Here is a 24,859-nt window from a genome sequence, read left to right as displayed (position 1 = left end):
CGGAGCAAGTATCGCACCTTGGAGCAGAGCGAGAACCCTCGCTTTTACGCGATGCGACGCCGCTCTCGGCAAGTCTTCAAAAAATGTGCACTCGACCGCGCTGACGGTCAGACGTTTCCCGTGCCGAGACAAATGGCTGTTCGCCAACGGCTCGGGAAAGCGAGCCGTCAGTATCGAGAGCCTGCAACCTGTCCTGTCAAATGGCGGTGGTAGCTTTGCGCCCACCGATGCCCAGGTACGTCTCGATGATGCGCGGGTCGCTGGCCAGCTCGCTGGACTTGCCGGTGAGAGCCACCTTGCCCATTTCCAGCACGTAGGCCCGGTCCGCCACCGCCAGGGCGGCGCGGGCGTTTTGTTCCACCAGCAGGATCGAGACGCCGCGCTCTCGCAGCCCGACCACCACTTGCAACACCTCGCGCACGATGTTGGGCGCCAGGCCCAGCGAAGGCTCATCGAGCATCAGCAGCTTGGGCTTGGCCATCAGGGCGCGGCCCACCGCCAGCATCTGCCGCTCGCCGCCGGACAGCGTGGAGGCCAGCTGGGTGCGCCGTTCGTGCAGCCGCGGGAAGATGGCAAACACTTCGTCGCGGCACACACCCTGGTCCCGCAGGCCGCGCCGCCAGCGCGAAAAACCACCCAGCAACAAGTTGTCCTCGACCGACATTTCACCAAACAATTCGCGCCGCTCCGGCACCAGGCCGGCACCGCCGACCACCAGCGCATGGACCGTCGGGCGGCGGATCAGGCTGCCATCGAGCCAGATCTCGCCGCTGCTGGGCAGCAACCCCATGGCGGCCGACAGCAGCGTCGATTTGCCGGCGCCGTTGGGCCCGATGACGGTCACGATCTCGCCCGGCTGGACCACCAGGTCGACCTGGTGCACGGCTTCCACCACACCGTAGCAAACGCTCAAGTGTTTGAGTTCCAGGGCCGGCCGCGTCATGGCTTGAACTCCACCTCGACACCGCCCAGATAAGCCGCCACGACTTTGGGATCGACCTGCACCTGGGCCGGTGTGCCGTGGGCAATGACCTGGCCGAACTCCAACACCGTGACGCGGTCGGCAATGTTCATGACGAATTCCATATCGTGTTCCACCACCAGAATGGCCATGCCCTCGTCGCGCAGTTGCGTCAGCAGCCGCCCCAGTGCCTGCTTTTCCATGTGCGGCAAACCGGCGGCCGGCTCGTCCAGCAGCAGCACGCTGGGATGTCCGGTCAGGGCGCGGGCGATTTCCACGATGCGCTGCTGCCCCAGCGCCAGCGAGGCCGCCGTTTCGTGCATTTGCGGACCCAGATCGCAGCGCTCGATCTGGCGCCGTGCCTCCGCCATCAGGGCCGCTTCCTCGGCACGGTCCAGACGCAGCATGGAAGCGATCCAGCCATGGTGGCCGCGCAAGTGCGCACCGAGGGCCACGTTGTCCAGTACGCTGCGCGGCCCCAGCAGGCGCACATGCTGAAAAGTGCGGCCCAGGCCGCCGGCCGCGAAGGCGCGCGACGACTGGCCCAGCATGTCGCGCCCGAGCAGCTTGACGACGCCGGAACTGGGATCATCAACGCCCGAGATCATGTTGAAGAAGGTGCTCTTGCCGGCCCCATTGGGCCCAATCAGGGCGTGGATTTCACCGGCCCTGACATCCAGATCGACCTGGTTGTTGGCCAGCAAGCCGCCAAAGCGCTTGCTGACGCCGCTGGCGCCCAGCACCACGCTGTCCTTGGCGGGGAGCTGGCGTTGGGTCAGTCCGCGTCCACCATCGCCGCTGGCCAATGGAGGCGCTCTGAGGTAGCGATTGACCAGCCGCGCCAGACTGGGCCACAGGCCGTCCGAGAAGCGCTGCAACACCAGCAGCATCAGGAGACCGAACACGATCACCTCGAAGTTGCCGCTGCTGCCCAGCAGACTGGGCAAAATGTCCTGCAGGTACTGTTTCATCAAGGTGATCAGGGCGGCGCCCAGCACGGCGCCCCACAGATGGCCGGCACCGCCCACCACCGCCATGAACAGGTACTCGATGCCGATGTTCAGGTTGAAGGGGGTGGGGTTGACGAAGCGCTGCAAGTGGGCGTACATCCAGCCCGACAGGCTGGCCAGCAAGGCGGCCAGCACGAAGACCTTGATGCGGTAACGGGCGGTGTCGACGCCCATGCTCTCGGCCATCACGCGGCCGGTTTTCAGCGCGCGGATGGCGCGTCCCTCGCGCGAGTCCAGCAGGTTGTGCAAAGCCCACAGGGTCAGCAGCAGCACGGCCCAGATCAGCAGGCCCAGTTCGCGCACCGAGCGCAGATCGAAGCCGGCCAGCGACAGCGCCGGCAGCCCCGCCAGACCGGTGTGGCCGCCCAGAAATTCGAGGTTGCCAAACAGGAAATACAGACTCAGACCCCAGGCAATGGTGCCCAGCGGCAGGTAGTGACCGGACAGGCGCACCGTCACCGCGCCCAGCAACCAGGCCACAGTGGCGCTCAGCACCAGTCCCACCAGCAATCCGACCCAGGGCAAGGCCGCGGAACCGGGCGCCAGTCCGACCAGCGACTCGGCAGCCGGCGCGGTGCAAAACCAGGCCGTGGCGTATGCCCCCAGGCCGACAAAGGCGGCCTGGCCAAAAGAGGTCATGCCGCCGACGCCAGTCAGCATCACCAGGCCCACCGCCACCAGCGCGTAGAGGCCGATGTAGTTCAGCATGGTGACCGTGAACTCGGGCAGAAAACCCCACAGCGCCAGCAACAGAAATACTGCCCCCAGGGTAAGCCGACGCTGCGTCATTCTTCGTCCTCGACGTGATGGCTGTTGAGGGAGCGCCACCACAACACCGGAATGATCAGGGTGAAGACGATGACCTCCTTGAACGCGCTGGCCCAAAAAGACGAAAAGGATTCCAGCAGGCCGACCAGCAGCGCACCGGCCAACGCCAGCGGGTAGCTGGTCAGGCCGCCGATGATGGCGGCGACAAAACCTTTCAGGCCGATCAGAAAACCGGTGTCGTAGTAGACCGTCGTCAGGGGCGCCACCAGCAGCCCCGAGACCGCGCCCACCAGCGCCGCCAAGGCAAAGCTGAGGTCGCCCGACAGTTCGGTCGGAATCCCCATCAACCGGGCACCGACCCGGTTCATGGCGGTGGCACGCAAGGCCTTGCCGATGATGGTGTGCTCAAAAAACAGGAACAGCGAAATCACCAGCAGGCTGGCCACCCCCATCACCACCAGCGACTGTCCGCTGACCGGAATGCTGCCCAGGTCCAGCCGCAGGTCGGAAAAAGCCGTGGTCCGGGAACCCTCGGCACCGAAAAAATACAAGCCCAAGCCGACCAATACGCCGTGCAGGGCAACCGACACGATCAACAAGGTCAGGACCGTGGCATGCGCCAGCGGCCGGTAGGCCAGGCGGTACACCAGAGGCCCCAGCGGGGTGATCAGCAGCAAGGTGGTGCAGGTTTGTCCGGCCAGCGAAGTGGGCTTCAGGAACAGGACCAGCAAGGCCGCCAGGCCGGGCAGCAAAACGGCCCAGAAAGCGCTGGACAGCCAGTCCACCGCGATGCCGCGCTGCTGCCGCACCGCCTCCACCAGCAGGGTCAGCGCTGCCAGCGCCAGCAGCAGCCACAGGGTACCGGGCGCGCGGCCGGCCTGTAGCGCGGCCATGGTCAGCGCGCCAAATGCAACAAACTCGCCTTGCGGGATGAAGATCACCCGGGTCACCGAAAACACCAGCACCAGTGCCAGCGCCATCAAGGCGTAGACCGCCCCGTTGACGATGCCGTCCTGGGCCAGCAGCAAGGCGATTTGGCCGTCCATCAGGGCTGGAATTTCCAGGCACCGCCCTCAATCTTGACCATCACGCGGGCGCGTTGGTCCAGGCCCAGATGGTCCGTCGCCGACATATTGAAAACACCGTGCGCACCGGCTACTTCTTTCGCCGCTTCCAGGGCGTCACGCAGCGCACTGCGGAATTCGGCGGTGCCGGGCTTGGCTTTTTTCAGCGCTGGGCCGACGGCGGCTTCCATCAGCTTGCCGGCATCCCAGGCATGACCACCGAAGGTCGAGACGGAACCGACGCCGTAGGCTTTTTCGTATTTCGTCACGTACTCCTGCGACGACTTCTTGAGCGGATGGTTGGCCGGCAGTTGGGCCGCCACCAGCACCGGGCCGGACGGCAGGAAGGTGCCTTCCACGTCCTTGCCGCCGACGCGCAAAAAGTCGTTGTTGGCGACGCCGTGCGTCTGGTAGAACTTGCCGCTGTAGCCGCGTTCCTTGAGCGCGCGCTGCGGCAGCACGGCCGGCGTGCCGGAGCCGGCAATCAGCACCGCGTCGGGCTTGGCGGCCATGATTTTCAGCACCTGGCCGGTGACCGATGTGTCAGTGCGGTTGTAGCGTTCGTTGGCGACGATCTGGATGTTCTTCAAGGCCGCAATCTTGGTGAATTCCTGATACCAGCCTTCGCCATAGGCATCGGAAAAGCCGATGAAGCCAACGCTCTTGACGCCACTGTCGGCCATGTGGGCGGCGATCGCCAGCGACATCATGATGTCGTTCTGCGGGGTCTTGAAGATCCAGCGTTTCTTGGCGTCCTGCGGCTCCACGATGCGGGCCGAGGCGGCCATCGAAATCATCGGCGTCTTGGCCTCGGCGGCGACGTCTATCATGGCCAGCGAGTTGGGCGTGGTGGTGGAGCCCAGCAGCACATCGACCTTGTGCTCGTTGATCAGTTTGCGCGCGTTGGTGACAGCGGCCGTGGTGTCGGACGCGTCATCAAGCACGATGTAATTGATCTTCTGGCCGGCGATGCTGGTGGGCATCAGGGCGATCGTGTTCTTTTCCGGAATGCCCAGGGACGCGGCGGGGCCGGTGGCCGATACCGTGACGCCGACATTGATGTCGGCCTGGGCGACGCCGGCAAGCATCAGCGCGGCGATCAAGGGCAGGGTTTTTTTGAAAATCATAGTCTCTCTCCTGTTAATAATGGTTTGAGGGCAGATCGTATGCGGCGGTTTGCGGGCGGCGTCACCGGGTCAAGCCGCACGGCACCCGGTTCAGCCGAAAAAATCCTGCCCAACAGCCAGGCCCCGCTCACGCGGGCCAGCCCAACCGTCGACGACAACTGCATATCAACAATCATTTCTTCTAAATATGCTACGCAATGCAACATCTTAAACACGACTGCCTGCGCCGCACCCCGGGGTTTACCAGCAAAGCGTGGAATAAATGCCACTCACTTGGGTGCCGGCACGACCGCCGTGGCCTCCAATTCGATCTTGCCGGGACTGTCCAGCAGGTCGGACACAAAGATCATGCTCATGGCCGGGTAATGGCGGCCCATGCGGCGGCGCCAGATGGCGCCCAGCTCGCGGCGGGCCGCCAGATAAGCCGGTTTGTCGCAGCAGTAAACCGTCATGCGGCAGATGTGCTCAGCCCGGGCGCCGGCCTGCGCCAGCACCGCCAGCACATTGAGCAGTGCCTGCTCGAACTGCGGCGCAAGTTGTTCCGATTGAAAACGCTGCTGCGCATCCCAGCCGACTTGACCTGCGACAAAAATAATGCGCCCGGCGTCGACCGCAATGCCGTTGGAATAGCCGATGGGCGGCGCCCAGCCTTCAGGAAGCAGCGTCTGCATGAGAACTCCCGTTCTTCGGTGTCCATTCCATGTCGATTCGGCGCGAGATTAGGCGCACCGCCGCAGGCAGTGCTTCAGCACGACAAGGTGGGGCAACGACATATCGCGTCGAACTCGACATGGAATCAGTCGTCGTAGCGCGGCGGGTCGGGATCCTGATCCCAGTCAGGTTGCGGCTGCGGCACCTTCAACATCCAGGCCTTGACCAGTTGCACGTGCTGAGCCTCCTCCTGCTGCAATTCGAGCGCCGCCTGGCGCACCGCGTCGACCGTGGCCAGGCTCGCCAAGCGGGCAAAAAAACGCTGGGCCCGTTCTTCGTTGGCCAAGGCCAGTTGCAGTACGTGCCAGGGCCGCATCAGGTAATGGACTTCTTCAACGGCCGCCGTTTCGGCCGCCTCGAAACCTTCGAAGACAGGTGCTCTCGTCAACGGTTGGGGTGCCTGGCGCCAGCCCATCTGGGCCATGATCTGTTGGGCGTGCTTGCCTTCAATCGCGGCCATCTTGCGAAACCACTGGGCCACTTCCAGGTTGTTGTGGATTTCCATCATGTCGGCGAACTCGCCGTAGCGCTGCTCTGCGTCCAGTTCCATTTGCAGCGCTTGTGCCATGAAGTCGGCCAGCGTTGCGGGCAGTTGCCCGGCGGTGGGTGTGACGGGCTGCTTCACAGTGCGAACTCCGCTTCCAGTTCGGCCACGCTGCGCCGCGCCGGCCGCACCGAAGCCGGGTAAGGCGTGCGGTCGCCGGCGTACAGCACGCCGATATTCAGACCGTCGTCGCTCATCAGACGGCGTGCCGCGCGTCCGGCATCGTCGGTGGCCTGCAACTCGGCCGCGCGCACCAGTTTGCGCCAGTCGCGCTGCTCGGGGCGGAAGGTGACGCAGGGGGAGAGAATCTCGACAAAAGAGAAGCCCGGATGCTGCATCGCCTTGGCAATGATGTCGGCGGTGCCGTGCAGGTCGCCGGCAAAAGCGCGTGCCACAAAATTGGCGCCCGAGGCCAGCGCCACCACCAGCGGGTTGAAGACCCGCACGCCGGTGCCACCGGGCGACAGTTTGGAATCCCAGTCCGGCTCGGTGGTCGGTGACGGCTGGCCCTTGGTCATGCCGTAGACATGGTTGTCCATCACCAGGTAAGTCATGTCGACATTGCGCCGGCAAGCGTGCAGAAAATGGTTGCCGCCGATCGAATAACCATCGCCGTCGCCGCCCGCCACCAGCACCTGCAAATCGGGCCGCGCCACCTTGAGGCCGGTGGCGGCCGCCAGTGAACGGCCGTGCACGCCGTGGAAGCCATAGCAGGTGGTGTAGGCCGGAATGCGCGACGAGCAGCCGATGCCGGAGACCACAGCACAGTCCTTGGGCGGCACGCCCATGATGGCCAGCGCCTTGGTGACCGAACTCAGCACCGTGAAGTCGCCGCAGCCCGGGCACCAGATCGGTTTGTAGCTGGACTTGAAGTCGGCGGCGGTGAAGCCCACCACAGTGGCTGCCGGCGCCGTGTCCTGATTGATGTTCTGGTTCATTTTGCATTCCTCCACGCCAGCAAGGCCGTCAACAATTCGGCCGGCCGCAAGGGCAGCGGGCCGCTCCGGTGGTAGCTGGCCGGCGGCGCCGGAAAGTCGTACCAGGCGCGCAGGTAGCGGTACAGCTGGGCACCGTGGTTCTGCTCCACCACGATGCTGCGCTTGACGCCTTGCAATGCAGCCGCCATTTGCTCCGGCCGGGTCGGTGCCAGCAGGCGCAGCACGATCAGGCGCAGGTCGGTACCCAGCGCCCGGGCGCGCGCCACCGCCTCGCGCACCGGGCCCGAGGCCGAGCCGAAAGTGATCACCACGGCGTCGGCATCGCCCTCGATGTCGGCCCAGTAAGGGCCGTAGTCGTGCAACGCCAGCTTACGTTGGCGCTTGTCGAGTTGCAGCACGTGGTCTTTCGATTGGCTGCTGGGAATGCCGGCTTCCGAATGCTCCAGCCCGTCGGCGGTGTAAGTCACGCCTTCGGTGCCGGGGATGGCCATCGGCGAGACGCCGGACTCGGTATTGCGGTAACGCTTGTAATCCGGCGTGTTGGCCTCGGCCGTCAGCCGCCGCGCCGCAAACCCGCTATCGAGCGGGCGGTCGATGACGGCGCGCGATTGGCCCATGAACTGGTCCGACAGCAAAATGGCCGGCGCTTGCAGCGCTTCGGCCAGGTGCACGGTCCACTGCGCGGCGCCCAGACAGTCGCCGATTGAGCTGGGCGCCACCACCAGGCGCGGCGCGTCGCCAGGCAGCCCACCGACTGCAAAAGATAAATCGCTTTGCTCGCTCTTGGCCGGTATGCCGGTGGAGGGTCCGCCGCGCATTACGTCGACCACCACGATAGGCACCTCGGAGGCCACCGCCAGGCCCAGGGCCTCGGTCATCAGGGCCAGCCCCGGGCCTGCGGTGGCGGTCAGCGAGGGCACGCCGCCATAGGAGGCACCGATGATCATGTTGATGGAAGCCAGTTCGTCCTCGGCCTGCAGCAGGGTGCCGCCGACCTCCGGCAGCTTGGGCGCCAGCCACTCCAGCACCTCGGTGGCGGGGGTAATCGGATAGGCCGCGACAAAACGCACGCCGCCCCGCAGGGCACCGAAGCCGGTGGCCTCGTTGCCGCTGATCATCCAGCGCGGCCTGGACTGCAAGGCGCCAAGCTCCAGTTGCGCCATCGGTCCACCGCTGTGCGCCAGCGTGGCGGCGATGCCGGCGGCGGCCTCGGCACCGGCGGCCACGGCCAACAGGTTGGCCTCCAGCGTGGCGGGCTTTTTCCAGGATTCGCGCACCGCCTCCTGCAACACCTGCAGCGGCAGCCCGGCCAGCGTGCCGGACAGTCCCAACGCAATCATGTTGACCCAGCTGCCCGGTATCGCTTTGGCCATCTTCTTCAGGCTCAGGGGCGCGTAGCGGGCACCGGTGGCCTTGAACACTTCGGGCGCCTCGCCTTCGTCCGGGTCGCCGATCAGCACGCTGCGCGGCCCCAGCACGATCTCGTCGGCGAAACGGTTGACGTTCTGCCAGTCGATCGCCAACAACAGGTCGAAACCGTCGTCCAGCGAACCCATCGGCTGCGGGCCCAGGCGCAACAGGGCCGCCGCCTCGCCGCCGCGAATCTGCGGCCCGCTGGTGCGCACCATCAAGCCATAGGCACCGGCCTTGGCGGCGGCGGCCAGCAAGACGGTGCCGGCCGTCATCACGCCGCTGCCACCGCTGCCCGCCAACGCGATGGAAACGCTGGTCGGAACTGTCATTTGTGTCTGCAAGTTTTTCTCCTGTGTTTTTCCTTGAGTTTGACCCAAATCAGCGACATCGCGCGCTCTTGCCGAATAATTTTAAAACAATGTTGGTAATTAGGTACTAATATACGATAATAGATTCGACCGGCGTTGCAGTCAAACCTGATGGCAGGCTGAAACGCCCCTCTTTCGAGAACCGAGCAGGAGACAAAACATGAGCATTGATGCCTACCGTTGGCAGATGAACAAACCCGGCGCACCGTTCGAGCGAGTCGCCTTTGTCGCCGAGCCGGCGGCCGGCGAAGTGGTGGTGGCGATTGCCGGCTGCGGCGTCTGCCACACCGACCTGGGCTACTACTACGACGGCGTGCGCACCAACTCGGCGCCGCCCCTGACCCTGGGGCACGAGATCAGCGGCCGTGTGGTGGCCGCCGGCGCCGCCGCCCAGGCCTGGCTCGGCAAGGCGGTGATCGTGCCGGCCGTGCTGCCCTGTGGCGAGTGCGACTTGTGCAAGCGCGGCCTGCAACCGATATGCCGCGCCCAGAAAATGCCCGGCAACGACATCCAGGGCGGCTTTGCCTCGCACATCGTGGTGCCGGCGCGCGGCCTGTGCCCGGTCGACGAGGCCCGTCTGGCTGCCGCGCATCTGACGCTGGCGCAAGTCTCCATCGTGGCCGACGCCTTGACCACGCCTTACCAGGCGGTGCGCCGCGCCGGTGTCACGCCCGGCAGCCTGGCGATCGTGATCGGCGCCGGCGGCGTCGGCGGCTACTGCGTGCAGATTGCGCGTGCCTTCGGCGCCCAGGTGGTGGCGATCGACGTCGATGACGACAAACTGGCGGCCATCGCGCAGCACGGCGCCGGCCTCACGCTCAATGCCCGCACGCATGACGGCAAGGCCATGAAGGCGGCGGTCAACGCCTTTGCCAAACAACAGGGCTTGCGCAGCACCGAGTGGCAGATCTTCGAGTGCTCCGGCACGGCGGCCGGCCAGCTCTCGGCCTATGGTCTGCTGGTGCACGGCGCCACCTTGTCGGTGGTCGGCTTCACCATGGACAAGGTCGAGGTGCGCTTGTCCAACCTGATGGCGTTCGATGCCCGAGCCCTGGGCAACTGGGGTTGCCCGCCCGAGTACTACCCGGCCGCGCTGGACCTGGTGCTGGACGGCAAGGTGGCCTTGGCACCTTTTGTCGAAGAGCGCCCGCTGGACAGCATCAATGCAGTCTTTCCCGCCGTGCACCATCGCGAGATCAAAAAGCGCGTGGTGCTGACTCCGGCCGCCTAAGGGAACATGCAATTGCTGAAATACCCTTGTCATGCCGGCCCCGGATCAGGTCCGGGGTTTCAACATCCGGCATCCATGCAGTCTGAAGCACTGGATTGCGGGTCAAGCCCGCAATGACAAACCGTCTTCCCCGTAATGACAAACCCAGGAGCCCTACCATGACCGCCTCCCCCGCCACGCGCGACTTCAAGATCCACGATCTGGTCGATGACATCGCCAAGCCCGGCGTCAAGTTCGAGAAACGCCCGGCGCACCTGCCCGACGGCAGCGTCGTGCCAGGCCTGTTCAACGCCTGGATCACGCTGGACAACCAGAGCCAGTACAACTCCTACACCACCGACATGGTGAAGGGCGTGATTCTGGCCATGCGCGCCGCCGCCAATGCGCGCGACGTGGTCTGCGTGGTCTTCACCGGTGCCGGCGACAAGGCTTTCTGCACCGGCGGCAACACCAAGGAATATGCCGAGTATTACGCCGGCCACCCGCAGGAATACCGGCAGTACATGCGCTTGTTCAACGACATGGTGAGCGCCATCCTGATGTGCGACAAACCGGTGATCTGCCGCGTCAACGGCATGCGCATCGGCGGCGGCCAGGAGATCGGCATGGCCTGCGACTTCTCGGTCGCGCAAGACCTGGCGCGCTTCGGCCAGGCCGGGCCCAAGCACGGCTCGTCGCCGATCGGCGGCGCCACCGATTTCCTGCCGGTGATGGTGGGCGCCGAGCGCGCCATGGCGGCCTGCGTGCTGTGCGAACCTTTCTCGGCCCACAAGGCGAGCTGGATGGGCATCCTGACCGATGTGGTGCCGGCGCTCAAGGTGGACGGCAAATTTGTCGCCAACCCGCTGGTGCACACGCAGCAGATGGTGGACGAGCAGGGACGATTCTCCTTTGGCGAGCCCAAGACCGGCGAGGCGCTCAAGGCGGGCAAGGCCTTGCTGGCGCGCGGCACGGTGGACCTCTCGCTGTTGGACGCCAAGGTGGAAGAACTGTGCGCCAAGATTCTGCTGACCTTCCCGGACTGCACCACCAAGACACTGGAAGAACTGCGCAAACCCAAGCTCGAAGCCTGGGACAAGAACAAGGAAAACTCGCGCGCCTGGCTGGCCCTGAACATGATGACCGAAGGCCGCGCCGGTTTCACCGCCTTCAACGAAGGCACCAAGGAAGACCGCGAAGCCGACTTCGTCCTGCTGCGCCAGAAATTGGCCGCGGGCGAAAGCTGGGTCGGGCCGCTGCACGATTCGATTCAGCCGCGTAACAAGCGCAAAGGGGGGTGATTGTGTCGGGATGTGCGCCCGACGGCGCGCTGTCTATCGGGTCTTGCGCAGGCTCGCGCGGGCGGCCGGGTCTCGCCCCGGCGGGCGAGGTACTTTTCTTTGCTTCGCCAAAGAAAAGTACCCAAAAGAAAGGCGAGCCGGATTCGTCGGCCCTGCGGGCACGCTGCGTTGCTCGGCGCAGCCGGGGTCTGGCTAAACTCGCTTCGCTCAAACAACGCCAGCCCTTATCCGGCTTCACCTGCGCTACTCGCCTCCTCATAACGGCGCGGGCATCCAATCGCCAATACCGAATCGGAAACCGAAGCCCACAAGGGCGCGCCATGGCGCGTACTTGTGGGATTGGATGTTTGCATTCTGGCTGTCTGGACTTCGCCGTCCTGGCAGAGCTGAGCAGCGCAGCAGCGGGCGGATCAGGGCGGGCGTTGTTTGAGCGAAGCGAGTTTAGCCCGACCCCGACCGATGCGAGCAGCGCAAGGAACCGCGTAGCGGCTCTGACTGCGGCTGCCTTTTCTTTTGCCTTCTTTTCTTTGGGCAAGCAAAGAAAAGAAGGTCGCCCGCCGGGGCGAGACCCGGCAAACCGCGCGCACTCGGGCGCAAATCCCGGCCAGCAAGCCTCTGCAAGCGCGAATCCTGGCTCTCGACACCGCCTGTCAACACCATCAGAGAATTGATATGAGTGAACCCTCTCCCCTCAAAGTCTGGCTGGAGCACGATGGCGCGCTGTTGCGCCTGCGACTGGACCGGCCCAAGGCCAACATCGTCGATGCCGCCATGATTGCGTCTCTACAGGCGGCCTTTGATGCGCATCGGGCGTCAAAGGGCTTGCGCGGCGTGCTGCTCGATGCCAGCGGGCCGCATTTCAGCTTTGGCGCCAGTGTCGATGAGCACCTGGCGGAGCGCTGCGCCGCCATGCTGGCCGCCTTGCACGCGCTGATCATCACGATGGTCGAGTTCCCGCTGCCGATCCTGACCGCGGTGCGCGGCCAGTGCCTGGGCGGTGGCCTTGAAGTGGCGCTGGCCGGTGGTCCGATTTTTGCCACGCCGGAGGCCAAGCTGGGACAACCCGAGATGAGCCTGGGCGTCTTTGCCCCGGCCGCCTCCTGCCTGTTGCCGTACCGGGTGAATCAGCCCGACGCCGAAGACTTGTTGTTCTCCGGTCGCTCGGTCAGCGGCGCCGAGGCCAAGGCCATGGGCCTGGTGCAGACCGTTGCCGACGACCCCGAGGCAGCAGCCCTGGACTATTTCGACAAGCAGCTGGCACCAAAAAGCGCCGCCGCGCTGGCGTGCGCCGTGGCCGCGGCGCGTGGCCCGCTGATCCGCAGCCTGCGCGCACGACTGCAGGAAGTCGAAACCCTGTACCTGGATCGCCTGATGAAAACACACGACGCCAACGAAGGGCTGGCCGCCTTTCTGGCGCGTCGGCCAGCCAGCTGGGAACACGCGTGATTCCGGCGCGCAAGATTTTTGCATAGCAACACCGTCTGAGAGAGGCCACAAAAAATGCGTTATGGAGAAATAGGGTTTGACCTGGAAGTGGATCTCTCGCGCGGCAGCATCGACCGGGTGGAGACCGACCCGAACGACACCCGGCTGTTCATGGGAGGCCTCGGCACCAATGCCAAGATCATGTGGGACCGGGTGCCGGCCGAGACGGACGCTTTCTCCCCCGACAACTTGCTGATCTTCAGCAGCGGCCTGCTGTGCGGCACCGCCGCGCCCGGCAGCAACCGCACCATCGTCTCGACCATTTCGCCGCAAACCAAGCTGATGGCGTATTCGATGATGGGCGGCTTCTTTGCGCCGGAACTCAAGTATGCCGGCTACGACAAAGTCATCCTCAGCGGCAAGTCGGAACAACTGGTCTACCTCTGGATCAACAACGACAAGGTCGAGATCCGCGATGCCTCGCACCTCAAGGGCCTGGGCGCGACCGAGACCTCCGAGGCCATTCGCAAGGAATTGAAAGACCCGGACATCCAGGTGGCGGCGATCGGCCTGGCCGGCGAGAACCGCGTCTTCTTCGCCTCGATCGAGCAGGGCCGCTCCAGCGCCAGCCGCGGCGGCATCGGCGCCGTGATGGGCGACAAGGGCCTGAAGGCGGTCGCCGTGCGCGGCACCAAGGACATCAACGTGGCCGACCCGGTCAAGTACATGGAACTGTGCGACGGCGTGCTCAAGTACATCAAGTTCCGCGGCGAGAACCCGATCCAGGGCGTGCCGCCGATTCTGCAGGGTCTCGGCTCGCCGCAGGAGATGGCCATCGTCGACGAGCAATGGCACACCACCAACTTCATGTGGGGCAATTCGCGCACCCGGCGCAAGGATTTCTGGACCCATCAAATCGAGGAGAAGTGGCGCGAGAGCCAGGAGAACGTGCGCACCCGCCTGATCAGTTGCCACAACTGCCCGATGAAGTGCGGCGCCACCATCTCGGTGCCGGGCCTGCCGACCTACATGATGAAGTGCTATTCGAAGCTGACCTACACCATGGCGGCCTTCTCGGACCTGGACTTCGGCTTCAAGATCGCGCAGAAGGCGACCGAATACGGTATCGACGGCTTTTCGGCGCCGCAGGCCCTGGCGTTCGGGCTGGAACTGCTGGAGGCCGGCATCCTGACCAAGGAAGACTTCCCCGGCATGCCCGAGGACACGGAGGGGCGCTTCTACTACCTGCTGGAAAAGATGGTGCGCCGCGAAGGCATAGGCGACTACCTGGCCGACGGCGTCTACTGGGCGGCGCGGCGCATCGGCAAGGGCGCCGAGAAGTTCGACCACAACACCATCAAGAAGCACGAGCAACTGCCGCTCAAGCTGGGCATGCTCAACCCGGTCTACTACCTGATGTACTCGACCGGCGAGAAGATCAACATCACGCAGATCGAAGGCCAGTTCCCGCAGGAGCCTTTCGCCACCCGGGAGTTGCGCGAAGAGTTCGTCAAGGACTGGTTTCAGGTACCCGACGAGAAGTTCAAGAAATACTATGTCGACTGGGAGCCGCGCGGGGAAATGTCCAATCCCTACTACCCGACGGTCGAGGCCAGTTGCGAAATCGTCGACTGGATGGAGAAGATGCACTACATCGACGATGCGCTGGGCATGTGCGCCGGGCTGTCATCGTTCCCGCTGAAACCGCCCTACCACATCCACAACTATCCGGAGTTCGTCACCGCCGCCACCGGCATCAAGATGAGCAAGGACGACGTCTGGAAATCGGCAACGCGCACCCGCACCCTGATGCGCGCGCTCAATGTGCGCCGCGGCATGCGCCGCGCCGACGACAAGCCGCCCGAGGACCATTGGAAGAAGCGCTTCCCCGATCTGGAGAAACAACTGCTGGATCAATATTACAAGCTGAAGGGCTTCAACAGCCAGGGCATCCCGACCAAGGAATCCCTGCACGACCTTGAAATGGATTTCGTCGCCGAGGAATTTGAGTTGAAGGGGATTTACGACCATGGCTAAGGTCAAGAAAATCGTCAAGTCGATCACCATCGACGCCGACAAGTGCAACGGCTGCAAGGCCTGCGAGGTGATCTGCTCTTCCTGGCACGCGACGCCGCGCTACTCCAGCAACAATCCGGCGCGCTCGCGCATCCGCATCGTGCGCCTGCCGCTGCGCGACATCTACCTGCCGGTCTATGCCGGCGAGTACACCGAGGCGGAATGCACCGGCCGCGACAAGTACATCATCGACGGCAAGGAATACAACGAATGTGATTTCTGCCGTGCCTCCTGCCCGTCGCGCACCCTGTTCAAGGAGCCCGATTCGGGCCTGCCGCTCAAATGCGACATGTGCGAGGAAACGCCGGCGCTGGATCAGCCCAAGTGCGTCGAGTGGTGCCACGCCGAGGCGCTGATTTTTGTGGAGCGCGAAGAGGAAGTCGAGGACGACCAGCCGCAGTTGGGTGATGTCGAGATCGGCATCGGCGCGATGATAGACAAACACGGTTTGCAGCAGGTGCTGGACACCCTGGCCAGAATGTCAAAGGCCTGAGGCATGGAGACCGTAGCCCCGCAAAAGGAAATCATCGACGCCATCAAGGCAGCCGGCGGCGATGCTTTCAAATCCTGTTACCAGTGCGGCATGTGCGACACCGTCTGCCCCTGGAACCGGGTATCCAAATTCAGCATGCGCAAGATCGTGCGCGAGGCGACCTTCGGCCTGACCGAGATCGACAGCGAGGAGATCTGGCGTTGCACCACTTGCGGCAAATGCCCGCAGGTCTGTCCGCGCGACGTCAAGCAGATCCAGTCCGGCATTGCGCTGCGCCGCATCGCTACCGAGTACGACGTCTTCGCCGGCGGCGCGGCGCCGATTCCGGGTATTGCCGCCAGCCTGCGTGCCGAGGGCAATCCGTTCGGCGAGGCGCGCGCCAAGCGCGCCGACTGGTCGCTAGGCCTGGGCGTCAAGCGTTTTGAAGAGGGCATGGAAATCATGTACAGCCCCGGCTGCTACCTGTCCTACGACCCGCGCGGCAAGAAGATTGCCAAGGCCACGGTGGAGATACTGCAGGCGGCCGGCGTGGACTTCGGCATCCTCGGCAGCGACGAGAGCTGCTGCGGTGAGAGCATCCGCAAGACCGGCGACGAGAAACTGTTCCGCACGCTGGCGCGGCAGAACATCGGCCAGTTGATCGGCAATGGCGTGAAGAAGATCCTGGTGTCGTCGCCGCACTGCTATCACAGCTTCAAGAACGAGTATCCCGAGTTCATGGTCAACTTCGAGGTAGTGCACATCACTGAATTCATCCATCAGTTGATAGTCGAGGGCCGCTTGAAGCTGACCAAGGAATACGCGAAAAACGTCACCTACCACGACCCCTGCTATCTGGGCCGGCACATGGGCATCTTCGAGCAGCCGCGCCAGGCGCTCAGGAGCGTGCCGGGGCTGCAATTGAAGGAGATGTCCGAGAACCGCAAGAACAGCTTCTGCTGCGGCGGCGGCGGTGGCCGCATCTGGATGGAAACGCCCAAGGGCCAGCGCTTCTCTGACCTGCGCCTGGCGCAGGCGGCCGGCACCGGCGCGCAGGTGCTGGCGACGTCGTGCCCGTACTGCATCACCAATTTCGAAGACAGCCGCCTGGGCCGCTCCGACGGCGGTGCCGCTATCGAGATCAAGGACATCACCGAAATCATTCGCGAAGCGATCTATTGATGTTTACGGAATTCACGACACCGTTGGGCCAGAGTCAACACAGATTTGTCATTGCGGGCTTGACCCGCAATCCAGGGTTGGTGTGGCACTGGATCCCGGATCGAGTCCGGGATGACAGCATCATCCCTTGTAGGTGTCATCATTTACGAAAGTCTCAATAGGCGAGGACACAGACGTGGAATTCGGACTCTTACAGCAGCAGTGGAACACGCAGAACGCGCTTCGTCCGGCGGACGACAACATGGGCGACGTGATGATCATCGGTGGGGGCATCAGCGGCATCCAGTCCGCGCTGGACCTGTCGACGGATGGTTACAAGGTCTATCTGGTCGAGAAGTCGCCCACCATCGGCGGCAAAATGTCGCAGCTGGACAAGACCTTCCCGACCAATGACTGCTCGATGTGCATCGAGTCGCCCAAATTCATCGAAACCGACCGCGCGCCCAATATCCAGTTGATGACCTATACCGATGTCGACAGCGTCGAGGGCCAGCCCGGAGACTTCACCGTCACACTGCTGAAAAAGCCGCGCTACGTCAACGCCGACAAATGCACGGGATGCACCGCCTGCGTCGAGCGCTGTCCGGTCAAGATCCCCGACCCCTTCAATCAGGAACTATCGCTGAACAAGGCGGTGCATATCTACTTTGCACAAGCGGTGCCGCTGGTCACTTACATCGACGACAGCTGCCTGTTCCTGAAGGACAAGACCTGCAATATCTGCCAGGCGGTCTGCGAAAACGATGCCATCGACTTCGGTCAAAAGCCCGAGAAGGTCCAGATCAAGGTCGGCGCCATCATCCTGTCGCCCGGCTACGAAACCTACAACCCCCTGCCGCGCAACGATTACGGCTACGGCCAGTTCAAGAACGTCGTCACCAGCATGGACTTCGAGCGCCTGCTGTGCTCCACCGGTCCGCATGAGGGCCAGATCCTGCGACCCTCGGACAAAAAGCATCCGCACAAGATCGCCTGGATTCACTGTGTCGGCTCGCGCCAGGTCAACCCGCAAGGCGCCAACAGCTACTGCTCGGCGGTGTGCTGCTCGTATACGCAAAAGCAGGTGATCCTGGCCAAGGACCACCTGCCGGAGATGCACGCCAAGATTTTCCACAACGACATTCGTTCCTATGGCAAGGACTTTGAGCGCTTCTACCAGCGCGCGCAAAAACTGCCCGACGTGCATTTCGTTCGCAGCTACGTTTCTGTTGGCAGCGAAGATCCGGTGACCGGCGATGTCTCGATCCGCTACACGACACCGGACGGCGTGGTCGAGGAATTCTTTGAACTGGTGGTGCTCTCGGTCGGCCTGGCGCCGCCAAAGGATGCCCAGCGCTTTTCCAAGGTCTTTGGCATTGAGCTGAATCAGCACGGCTTTTGCAAGGTCGAACCTTTCAACCCGCTGCAAACCAGCCGGCCCGGCATTTTCACCAGTGGCGCCTTCCAGGGTCCAATGGACATTCCCGAGTCGGTGATGGGGGCCAGCGGCGCTGGCGCCCAGGCCGCCAACCTGCTCAAGTCGCGCCGCGGCCAGCTCTCGACGGACCGCGTCTATCCGGTGGAAAAGGATGTCTCGCAAGAGGAAGCCAAGATCGGTGTCTTCGTCTGTCGTTGCGGTGCCAACATCGGTAGCGTGGTCGATGTGCCATCCGTCGCCGAATATTCCTTGGGCCTGCCGGGCGTGGTACACGTGGAAGATTCCCTGTTCGCCTGCGCCACCAACACCGCCCAGGCGATCTCGGACACCATACGCGACAAGGGCTTGAACCGGGTGGTGATCGCCGCTTGCACGCCGCGCACGCTGGAGCCGCTGTTTCGCGACACCTTGCGCGAAGCTGGCGTTAACCAGTACTACATCGACATGGCCAACATCCGCGAGCACTGCTCCTGGGTGCACTCCAAGGAAAAGGAAGCCGCCACGGCGAAGTCCAAGGATCTGGTCCGCATGTCAGTGGCACGGGTCGGCATACTCGAGCCACTCGAAGAGTTTTCACTGCCGGTGGACAAGACCGTGATGGTGATCGGCGGCGGTGTCGCCGGCATGACCAGCGCCCACACCTTGGCCGAGCAGGGCTATGAGACCTACCTGATCGAGAAAGCCTCGGATTTGGGTGGCATGGCCAACCGCCTGCACTACACGCTCGAAGGTCTGGACGTCCAGACCTTCCTCAAGGACCTCAAGAAAAAGGTCTATCGACACCCGAAGATCCACGCCATCATGGATGCCACGATCACGCATGTGGATGGCTATGTCGGGAATTTCACGACCACGGTCAAGTCCAAGGGCCGGGTGCGCACCATCAAACACGGTGCCGCCATCATCGCGACCGGTGCCACGGAGTACAAGCCAACCGAATACCTGTACGGCAAGAGCGACAAGGTAATGACGCTGCTGGAGATGGAAGGCAAGCTCGCCAAACAGGAAGAAAAGCTGCTGGCTTCGAATAGCGTGGTGATGATCCAGTGCGTGGGTTGCCGCAACGACGACCGCAACTACTGCGCCCGCGTCTGCTGTAGCGGAACCATGAAGAACGCCTTGAAGATGAAGGCGCTCAAGCCCGAAGTGGAAATCTACGTGCTGTTCCGCGACATCCGGACCTATGGCTTCCGCGAGGATTACTACCTCGAGGCGTCGCACCAGAACGTCAAGTTCATCCGCTACGAGGCGGACGACAAGCCGCAACTGGAAAGCGTCGAACAGGGCGGACGCAGCTTCATCCGCGTCACCGCAGCCGATCCGATTCTGGGCAAGAAGCTTGAACTCGAGGCCGATGCCATCATTCTGGCCGCAGCCGTGATCCCTGCTGCCGGTTCCGCCGAGCTGGGGCGCATGTTCAAAGTGCCGTTGAGCCCGGACGGATTCTTCCAAGAAGCCCACGTCAAGCTACGGCCGGTGGACTTTGCGGCAGAAGGCGTTTACCTGTGCGGCACCGCGCAGTATCCCAAGCACCTGTCGGAGACCATCACGCAGGCTTACGGTGCAGCGGGACGAGCGCTGACCCTGCTGTCAAACGACACGGTGGTGGCCTCGGGCGCCGTGTGCGCGGTGGCCGCCAGGGACTGCGTGTCCTGCGGCGCATGTATCTCGGTGTGCACCTACGGCGCGATCTCGTTCGAGGATACGCCGCGTGGCAAGAAGGCCGTGGTCAATCCGGTGCTGTGCAAGGGCGACGGCCTGTGCGTCGCCAAGTGTCCGACCGCAGCCATCAGCCTTTCGCACTTCACGGACGACGAGGTGTTCGTCCAGATTGATGCCGCACTTGCGGAAATTTGACAAAGCCAAACCAAGGTACCGAGAATGGCCGCCCCTTCTGAATTCAAACCCGTCATCGTCGGTTTTCTGTGCAATTGGTGCTGCTATGGCGGTGCCGATCTGGCTGGCGTCTCGCGCTTCCAGTATCCGCCCTATCTGCGCGTGATTCGCCTGATGTGCTCGGGCCGGGTTGATCTGGAGTTCATCTTCCGGGCCTTTGCCAAGAAGGCTGACGCCGTGTTTATCGGCGGCTGCCATCTGGGCGACTGTCACTACAACCCCGAAGGCAATTACGACGCCCTGGGCAACAGCTTCGTCGCCAAGCGCATCCTGGAGAACATCGGCATCAACCCGGACCGGCTGCGGCTGGAATGGGTCTCCGCCGGCGAAGGCATTCGCTTCTCCGAGATCATGCATGAGTTCGGGGCCAAGATCAAAGCCCTGGGCCCCTTTGGCTCAAGCGAAGGCCGCGACGTTGGTGGTCTGCTGGACGGCCTGAAGGCGGCGACAGATCTGGTGCCCTATTTCAAGCTGGTCGAGCGCGAACGCTTCCGGGTGAGCAAGCGGACCGAAGACGGCTACAAGGAATTCTTCGCCAGACCCGACTATGAGCCGCTGTTCAAGGAACTGGTGCTCGACAAGCTGACCATGAGCCGCATCATGGGCGCGCTGCGCGGTGGCGAGGCCACGGCCGAGGGCATCGCTCGCAAGTTGGGCGTCGATGGCGCGGAAGTCGCGCGGCACCTCCTCCTGCTGTCGCAGCAGGGCATGGTCCGCATGGACGGCAGCCAGGCGCAGGTCGCGCTGGTCGCCTGAGGCGCAACAAGCAAACCGAGGTCCAAGCAACCATGTCCGAAGAAAAAGTCAACGCCATCATCGAGAAATACCGAGGCCAGCCGAGCTCGCTGATCCATGCGCTGGTGGAGATCCAGCACGCGAACCACTGGCTGCCTCGGGAAGTGATGCACCAGGTGGCCGACGCGCTGCAAGTGCCGTTCGCCCAGGTGATGCAGATCGCCAGCTTCTACAAGACTTTCAGCCTGACGCCCAAGGGCCGCCACGAAGTGCATGTCTGCACCGGCATGACTTGCCACCTGCGCGGCGCCGCCAAGTTGCAAGCCAAGGTCGAGGAACTCACCGGCCTGACAGATGGGCAGACCGACGCCGACGCCAAATTTACCTTTGCAACCGGCGCCTGTTTGGGCAGTTGCAGCATCGCACCCGAACTGATCGTCGACGGCAAGCACTATGGCCGGATGACGCCGGACAGAATCGAAGGCGTCTTGAAACAATACGAGTAGGTCACGCAATGCCAAAGTTCCAATCAGCCGCCGAGCTGGAAACATTCAGGGCAGAAATCCTGGCCAAGCGGGACAACGCCAAACCCTGCATCGCGGTCTGCGCCGGCGCCGCTTGCGACGGCCTGGACTCGGCGGCGGTGGCTGCCGCCTTTCTGGCCGAGGCTGCCAAGCAGAAACTCGACGGCAAGTTGGAGGTCAGAACCACTGGCTGCCACGGCTACTGCGAGAAGGGGCCCAACGTCGTGATCACGCCCGGCGACATCTGCTACTTCGAGGTCAGAGCGGCCGACGTGCCGGAGATCATCGCCGCCACACTGAAAGGCGAAGTCGTGGAGCGTCTGGTTTACAAGGACCCCAACACCGGCGCCAAGGCGGTGCACATGGCGGATGTGCCGTTCTACAAGCACCAGACACGCCTGTTGATCGGCGACAACCCGAAGATAGACCCGATGAAAATCGACGACTATCTGGCGCTTGGTGGCTACAAAGCGCTGGTCAAGGCCTTGACCAGCATGAGCCCGCAGCAAGTGCTCGACGAAGTCAAGAAGGCGAATCTGCGCGGGCGCGGCGGCGGCGGTTTTCCGGCCGGCTCCAAATGGGAGACCACGCGCAACGCACCGGAGAAAACCAAGTACGTCATCGTCAACGGCCACGAAGGCGAATCCGCCGCCTTCATGGACCGCGCCATGCTCACCGGCAACCCGCACAAGATCCTCGAAGGCCTGATCATCGGCGCCTACGCCATCGGCGCGCAGAAGGGCTTCATGTACACCCGGCACGACATGCCGCTATTGGAAAAGCATGTGCGCAACGCGCTGGCCCAGGCGGCGGAATATGGCCTGCTGGGCAAGAACATCCTGGGCACCGGCTTTGACTTCGAATGCGAACTGCACTTCGATGTCGGCATCTTCGTCTCCGGCGAATCGAGCGCGCTGATGCGTTCGATCGAAGGCAATCCGCCCGAGCCGCGGCCCAAGTACATCCGCACCTCGGTGTCGGGCATCTGGGACAAGCCCAGCAACCTGAACAACGTCGAAACCTGGGCCAACGTGCCGCAGATCATTGAGAAGGGTGCCGACTGGTTCACCAGCATAGGCACGGAAAAAAGCAAAGGCACCAAGCTGGTCTCGTTGTCGGGCCATGTGGTGAACAGCGGCATCGTGGAAGTGCCCATGGGCACACCGCTGCGCACCCTGGTGTTTGACATCGGCGGCGGCGTGCGCGACGGCAAGACGCTCAAGGCCATCCACTTCGGCGGCGCCATGGGCGGCTCGATCCCGGCCGACCTGATAGACGCCCCGCTGGACTTCGACGGCATGTCCAAACTGGGCGCACCGATCGGCGCCGGCGGCCTGCTGCTGATGGACCAGGACACCGACATGGTCGAAGTGGCGCGCTACCTGATGGACTTCCTGACCAAAGAGTCCTGCGGCAAGTGCGTGCCGTGCCGCGAAGGCATGGCGCAGATGCTGCAGATCCTGACCCGGCTCGCCGAGAGCCAAGGCAAGCCGGGCGACCTGGAACGGCTGCAGGATCTGATCGAGGTGACCGGCGTGGCCAGCCTGTGCGCGCTGGGCAAGACTTCCGGCGACCCGCTCAAAAGCATGTTCCGCTATTTCAAGCCCGAGTACGAAGCGCGCATTGCCGGTGGGAGCGAAAGCAAATGACCGAAATCGTTTTGACCATCGACGGCCGGCAAGTCAAGGCCGAATCCGGCACGACCGTTCTGCAGGCGGCGCAACAGGCGGGCATCCACATCCCCACCCTGTGCCATCACGAAAAACTGGAAGCCTTCGGCGGCTGCCGCCTGTGCATGGTGGAAGTGGAATCGCGCGGCTGGACCAGCTACGTCGTGTCGTGCCTCTATCCGGTGGCGCAAGACATCGTCGTGCGCACCCGCTCGGAGAAGGTGGACAAGATCCGCAAGGTGCTGGTGGAGGAACTGATGGCCCACGCGCCAGACGCCCCCGAGCTGGTGAAGCTGGCCGAGGAGTACGGCGCCGACCGCAACCGCTTTGAGCGCGAGGCGTCGTTCTGCGTGCTGTGCGGGCTGTGCGTGCGCTACTGCGACGAGGTGAAGAAAAAGAACGCAGTCAGCTTCTTCGACAACGGCTCCGTGCGCCAGATCAGCTTCGTGCCGGAAGTCGCCAAAATGGAATGCTGGGACTGCCAGGAATGCTTTGCGCTGTGTCCGACGTCGTATGCGCAAGCCGCTTACCTGCTGACCGAGGCGCTGGCCTTTCCGGGCCAGCGCAAGACCGCGACCCGCGCCGCCAAGGCAGCCGCCAAGCCACGGGTGATTATTCCGATCACGGCGGTATCCATGACGGTCTGAAACAGCAGCTGATTCGGCTGACATTCCACCAGTTGTGGATCCATGACTTTTCAATCGTGGAATTTTGAAACCAGTGGAGGTGAATTCACAGTTTGGTCGACCGCAGCGCAGCGGGAGCCGACATTCGAGGGCGCGGCCTACTGGGCTATAGTCGGGCAACAGTGACAGAATTTCGCCAGGATAGGCGATACGATTCAAACGGGAGGGCAGTGACTTCAATATCTATCGCAGTTGACGCAAAGCTGGGCTCCATGCGTCTCGCCGCATTGTTGCTCAACGGCGTCCGCAGAGGGAGTCCCAGGATATCCCGTCGTCTAGCTTGGGATTGCCAAGATAGGCGCTCGGCTACATCACGTTATGCATAGGAGATTGCGTCGTGCTCTTCTGGATATTGGTCATTCTCCAAATCGTTACTGGCATAGTCGCTGGAGAAGCGGCTATTCGGAAAACGCCGGAAGGAGCAGCTACGCTTCAAACGTTGTCGAAAGCTGGATTCTTCTTTCTTCGTTGGCGAGCCTACGCCGATTACAAGAAGGAATTGTTGGGACTGCAAAGGCTGTTCGGAATTGCCGCAATCATTTTTTCGGTCATGTTTTTTGGCCTTGGCAAAACAGTCGCAGGCACTCCTTTTGCGATTCTTCCTGGACTATTTATCTTTCTCTGGATGGCAGTGCAATTCGGAACAAACTTCAGAAAGAGCGTTCGTGAACAACTGTTCATGGCTGCAATCATGGTGATAGGCCCCTGGGGCATTTATCTCCTCGACTATCTGACGGATTTTCAGTTTCACCAAATACGGTTGCTAGTGCGCCCCTTGGCTCCGTTCGGGGGCTCTTCAACTCCCGGACTTGCTCATCACGGCAATGTTAAGCGGCATCGGTCTAATTGGTGGGCTGCTAATGGCTGGCTTTGCAATCGTAGTTTTCTCGGTTTTTCCACTGTTCTTTTTGTTCTTGATGGTTGTTACTTCCGCCCTATCAAGGAAGGCACTGCTGGTATCGCCGAGAACCGCGTACAACCTGTCAGCGCTGTATTTCTTTCTTGTAGGGCCAGCGCTCATCGCCCTAGAAAACAAAGGTGTAATTTAGCCGCTATGCATAACACTTCGCTCAACCCGCCTGCGCGAAAAGCCGCGCAGGCCGGTTAGCTCCACGTTGAACTTTTATGGCTACCTCTAGACCGAGAACGTTTATTGTCGATTGCCACGTTTGCAAGGCTAAAGTTGCTGCTACTGAATCGGGGCGCGCGGAACTTTTTACCAGCGATGACGAGTCTGAGCAGCCTTATGGAACACGAGTATTTGTTGGTAACTGCCCAAGCTGCGGCACCATTCTTGTTGACGAACCAGATCAAGTCGATATCGAGGGCATCGACGCATACGGGGATCGCTGGAGTGACAT

The 24,859-nt window shown here is 62.8% G+C and carries 21 protein-coding genes; 13 read left to right on the top strand and 8 right to left on the bottom strand.

All coding sequences use genetic code 11. The features are described 5' to 3' along the window. Nucleotides 1-196 precede the first annotated feature (196 nt). From PHS32_RS16690 to PHS32_RS16655, 8 genes are all read right to left on the bottom strand, one after another. The gene (locus PHS32_RS16690; protein WP_301080185.1) at nucleotides 197-943 is read right to left on the bottom strand and encodes an ABC transporter ATP-binding protein; all 747 of its coding nucleotides are present in this window, start codon (nucleotides 941-943) and stop codon (nucleotides 197-199) included. Then, nucleotides 940-2,760 carry a branched-chain amino acid ABC transporter ATP-binding protein/permease gene (locus PHS32_RS16685; RefSeq protein WP_301080184.1) on the bottom strand — a complete coding sequence of 607 codons (1,821 nt, stop codon included), beginning with the start codon at nucleotides 2,758-2,760 and terminating at the stop codon, nucleotides 940-942. Before PHS32_RS16685 ends, PHS32_RS16690 begins: the two co-directional genes overlap by 4 nt. Further along, the gene (locus PHS32_RS16680) at nucleotides 2,757-3,785 is read right to left on the bottom strand and encodes a branched-chain amino acid ABC transporter permease (RefSeq protein WP_301080183.1); all 1,029 of its coding nucleotides are present in this window, start codon (nucleotides 3,783-3,785) and stop codon (nucleotides 2,757-2,759) included. Before PHS32_RS16680 ends, PHS32_RS16685 begins: the two co-directional genes overlap by 4 nt. Further along, nucleotides 3,785-4,930 (bottom strand): ABC transporter substrate-binding protein, encoded by a 1,146-nt coding sequence (locus PHS32_RS16675; RefSeq protein ID WP_301080182.1) that lies wholly within the window; start codon nucleotides 4,928-4,930, stop codon nucleotides 3,785-3,787. Before PHS32_RS16675 ends, PHS32_RS16680 begins: the two co-directional genes overlap by 1 nt. A gap of 269 nt (nucleotides 4,931-5,199) precedes the next feature. Beyond that, nucleotides 5,200-5,601, bottom strand: a complete 402-nt coding sequence (locus PHS32_RS16670) for a RidA family protein (protein WP_301080181.1) — start codon at nucleotides 5,599-5,601, stop codon at nucleotides 5,200-5,202. Nucleotides 5,602-5,726: 125 nt separating this feature from the next. Continuing rightward, on the bottom strand, nucleotides 5,727-6,266 hold the full coding sequence (locus PHS32_RS16665) for a ferritin family protein (protein ID WP_301080180.1): 540 nt from the start codon (nucleotides 6,264-6,266) through the stop codon (nucleotides 5,727-5,729). Further along, nucleotides 6,263-7,123 carry a 2-oxoacid:ferredoxin oxidoreductase subunit beta gene (locus tag PHS32_RS16660; RefSeq protein ID WP_301080179.1) on the bottom strand — a complete coding sequence of 287 codons (861 nt, stop codon included), beginning with the start codon at nucleotides 7,121-7,123 and terminating at the stop codon, nucleotides 6,263-6,265. The genes PHS32_RS16665 and PHS32_RS16660 overlap by 4 nt, the downstream gene beginning before the upstream one ends. Beyond that, nucleotides 7,120-8,865: a 2-oxoacid:acceptor oxidoreductase subunit alpha gene (locus PHS32_RS16655; protein ID WP_301080178.1), complete on the bottom strand. Its 1,746-nt coding sequence runs from the start codon at nucleotides 8,863-8,865 to the stop codon at nucleotides 7,120-7,122. Before PHS32_RS16655 ends, PHS32_RS16660 begins: the two co-directional genes overlap by 4 nt. 199 nt (nucleotides 8,866-9,064) lie before the next feature. On the opposite strand from PHS32_RS16655, the gene had reads away from it, so the two are divergent. The 13 genes from had to PHS32_RS16590 all read left to right on the top strand — a co-directional run. Further along, complete coding sequence (gene had, locus PHS32_RS16650) at nucleotides 9,065-10,135, top strand: 6-hydroxycyclohex-1-ene-1-carbonyl-CoA dehydrogenase (protein WP_301080177.1); 1,071 nt, start codon at nucleotides 9,065-9,067, stop codon at nucleotides 10,133-10,135. Nucleotides 10,136-10,293: 158 nt separating this feature from the next. Next, the gene (oah, locus tag PHS32_RS16645) at nucleotides 10,294-11,415 is read left to right on the top strand and encodes a 6-oxocyclohex-1-ene-1-carbonyl-CoA hydratase (protein WP_301080176.1); all 1,122 of its coding nucleotides are present in this window, start codon (nucleotides 10,294-10,296) and stop codon (nucleotides 11,413-11,415) included. Nucleotides 11,416-12,087: 672 nt separating this feature from the next. After that, nucleotides 12,088-12,861, top strand: coding sequence for a cyclohexa-1,5-dienecarbonyl-CoA hydratase (locus PHS32_RS16640; RefSeq protein WP_301080175.1), 774 nt, complete (start codon nucleotides 12,088-12,090; stop codon nucleotides 12,859-12,861). A gap of 54 nt (nucleotides 12,862-12,915) precedes the next feature. Further along, nucleotides 12,916-14,877: an aldehyde ferredoxin oxidoreductase N-terminal domain-containing protein gene (locus PHS32_RS16635; RefSeq protein WP_301080174.1), complete on the top strand. Its 1,962-nt coding sequence runs from the start codon at nucleotides 12,916-12,918 to the stop codon at nucleotides 14,875-14,877. Further along, entirely contained in the window at nucleotides 14,870-15,409 is a 540-nt protein-coding gene (locus PHS32_RS16630; RefSeq protein WP_301080173.1) for a hypothetical protein, read from the top strand. The genes PHS32_RS16635 and PHS32_RS16630 overlap by 8 nt, the downstream gene beginning before the upstream one ends. A gap of 3 nt (nucleotides 15,410-15,412) precedes the next feature. Then, nucleotides 15,413-16,570, top strand: coding sequence for a (Fe-S)-binding protein (locus PHS32_RS16625; protein WP_301080172.1), 1,158 nt, complete (start codon nucleotides 15,413-15,415; stop codon nucleotides 16,568-16,570). Between the two features lie 241 nt (nucleotides 16,571-16,811). After that, entirely contained in the window at nucleotides 16,812-19,844 is a 3,033-nt protein-coding gene (locus tag PHS32_RS16620; protein WP_301080204.1) for an FAD-dependent oxidoreductase, read from the top strand. A gap of 24 nt (nucleotides 19,845-19,868) precedes the next feature. Further along, a complete protein-coding gene (locus PHS32_RS16615) occupies nucleotides 19,869-20,639 on the top strand; it encodes a hydrogenase iron-sulfur subunit (protein ID WP_301080171.1) in 771 nt (256 codons plus the stop codon). 32 nt (nucleotides 20,640-20,671) lie between these two features. After that, entirely contained in the window at nucleotides 20,672-21,124 is a 453-nt protein-coding gene (locus PHS32_RS16610) for an NAD(P)H-dependent oxidoreductase subunit E (protein WP_301080170.1), read from the top strand. Between the two features lie 8 nt (nucleotides 21,125-21,132). Next, a complete protein-coding gene (locus PHS32_RS16605) occupies nucleotides 21,133-22,791 on the top strand; it encodes an NADH-ubiquinone oxidoreductase-F iron-sulfur binding region domain-containing protein (protein ID WP_301080169.1) in 1,659 nt (552 codons plus the stop codon). Then, nucleotides 22,788-23,459 carry a 2Fe-2S iron-sulfur cluster-binding protein gene (locus tag PHS32_RS16600; protein WP_301080168.1) on the top strand — a complete coding sequence of 224 codons (672 nt, stop codon included), beginning with the start codon at nucleotides 22,788-22,790 and terminating at the stop codon, nucleotides 23,457-23,459. The genes PHS32_RS16605 and PHS32_RS16600 overlap by 4 nt, the downstream gene beginning before the upstream one ends. Nucleotides 23,460-23,835: 376 nt before the next feature. Beyond that, complete coding sequence (locus tag PHS32_RS16595) at nucleotides 23,836-24,606, top strand: hypothetical protein (protein ID WP_301080167.1); 771 nt, start codon at nucleotides 23,836-23,838, stop codon at nucleotides 24,604-24,606. 17 nt (nucleotides 24,607-24,623) lie between these two features. Continuing rightward, nucleotides 24,624-24,859, top strand: a 236-nt coding sequence (locus PHS32_RS16590; RefSeq protein ID WP_301080166.1) for a hypothetical protein, incomplete at its 3' end; no start/stop codon positions are given.

Origin of the sequence: Rhodoferax sp. (assembly GCF_028714215.1) — a bacterium.
Taxonomy (GTDB): domain Bacteria; phylum Pseudomonadota; class Gammaproteobacteria; order Burkholderiales; family Burkholderiaceae_C; genus Rhodoferax.
The sequence above is the reverse complement of the archived record's forward strand: the minus strand, read 5'-3'. Positions and strand labels throughout refer to the sequence as shown.

Bases quoted from the DNA above. Each gene is read 5' to 3' on its own strand.
- PHS32_RS16690 (WP_301080185.1), bottom strand. From the start codon at position 943: ATGACGCGGCCGGCCCTGGAACTCAAACACTTGAGCGTTTGCTACGGT.
- PHS32_RS16685 (WP_301080184.1), bottom strand. From the start codon at position 2,760: ATGACGCAGCGTCGGCTTACCCTGGGGGCAGTATTTCTGTTGCTGGCG.
- PHS32_RS16680 (WP_301080183.1), bottom strand. From the start codon at position 3,785: ATGGACGGCCAAATCGCCTTGCTGCTGGCCCAGGACGGCATCGTCAAC.
- PHS32_RS16675 (WP_301080182.1), bottom strand. From the start codon at position 4,930: ATGATTTTCAAAAAAACCCTGCCCTTGATCGCCGCGCTGATGCTTGCC.
- PHS32_RS16670 (WP_301080181.1), bottom strand. From the start codon at position 5,601: ATGCAGACGCTGCTTCCTGAAGGCTGGGCGCCGCCCATCGGCTATTCC.
- PHS32_RS16660 (WP_301080179.1), bottom strand. From the start codon at position 7,123: ATGAACCAGAACATCAATCAGGACACGGCGCCGGCAGCCACTGTGGTG.
- PHS32_RS16655 (WP_301080178.1), bottom strand. From the start codon at position 8,865: ATGACAGTTCCGACCAGCGTTTCCATCGCGTTGGCGGGCAGCGGTGGC.
- had (WP_301080177.1), top strand. From the start codon at position 9,065: ATGAGCATTGATGCCTACCGTTGGCAGATGAACAAACCCGGCGCACCG.
- oah (WP_301080176.1), top strand. From the start codon at position 10,294: ATGACCGCCTCCCCCGCCACGCGCGACTTCAAGATCCACGATCTGGTC.
- PHS32_RS16640 (WP_301080175.1), top strand. From the start codon at position 12,088: ATGAGTGAACCCTCTCCCCTCAAAGTCTGGCTGGAGCACGATGGCGCG.
- PHS32_RS16635 (WP_301080174.1), top strand. From the start codon at position 12,916: ATGCGTTATGGAGAAATAGGGTTTGACCTGGAAGTGGATCTCTCGCGC.
- PHS32_RS16630 (WP_301080173.1), top strand. From the start codon at position 14,870: ATGGCTAAGGTCAAGAAAATCGTCAAGTCGATCACCATCGACGCCGAC.
- PHS32_RS16625 (WP_301080172.1), top strand. From the start codon at position 15,413: ATGGAGACCGTAGCCCCGCAAAAGGAAATCATCGACGCCATCAAGGCA.
- PHS32_RS16620 (WP_301080204.1), top strand. From the start codon at position 16,812: ATGGGCGACGTGATGATCATCGGTGGGGGCATCAGCGGCATCCAGTCC.
- PHS32_RS16615 (WP_301080171.1), top strand. From the start codon at position 19,869: ATGGCCGCCCCTTCTGAATTCAAACCCGTCATCGTCGGTTTTCTGTGC.
- PHS32_RS16610 (WP_301080170.1), top strand. From the start codon at position 20,672: ATGTCCGAAGAAAAAGTCAACGCCATCATCGAGAAATACCGAGGCCAG.
- PHS32_RS16605 (WP_301080169.1), top strand. From the start codon at position 21,133: ATGCCAAAGTTCCAATCAGCCGCCGAGCTGGAAACATTCAGGGCAGAA.
- PHS32_RS16600 (WP_301080168.1), top strand. From the start codon at position 22,788: ATGACCGAAATCGTTTTGACCATCGACGGCCGGCAAGTCAAGGCCGAA.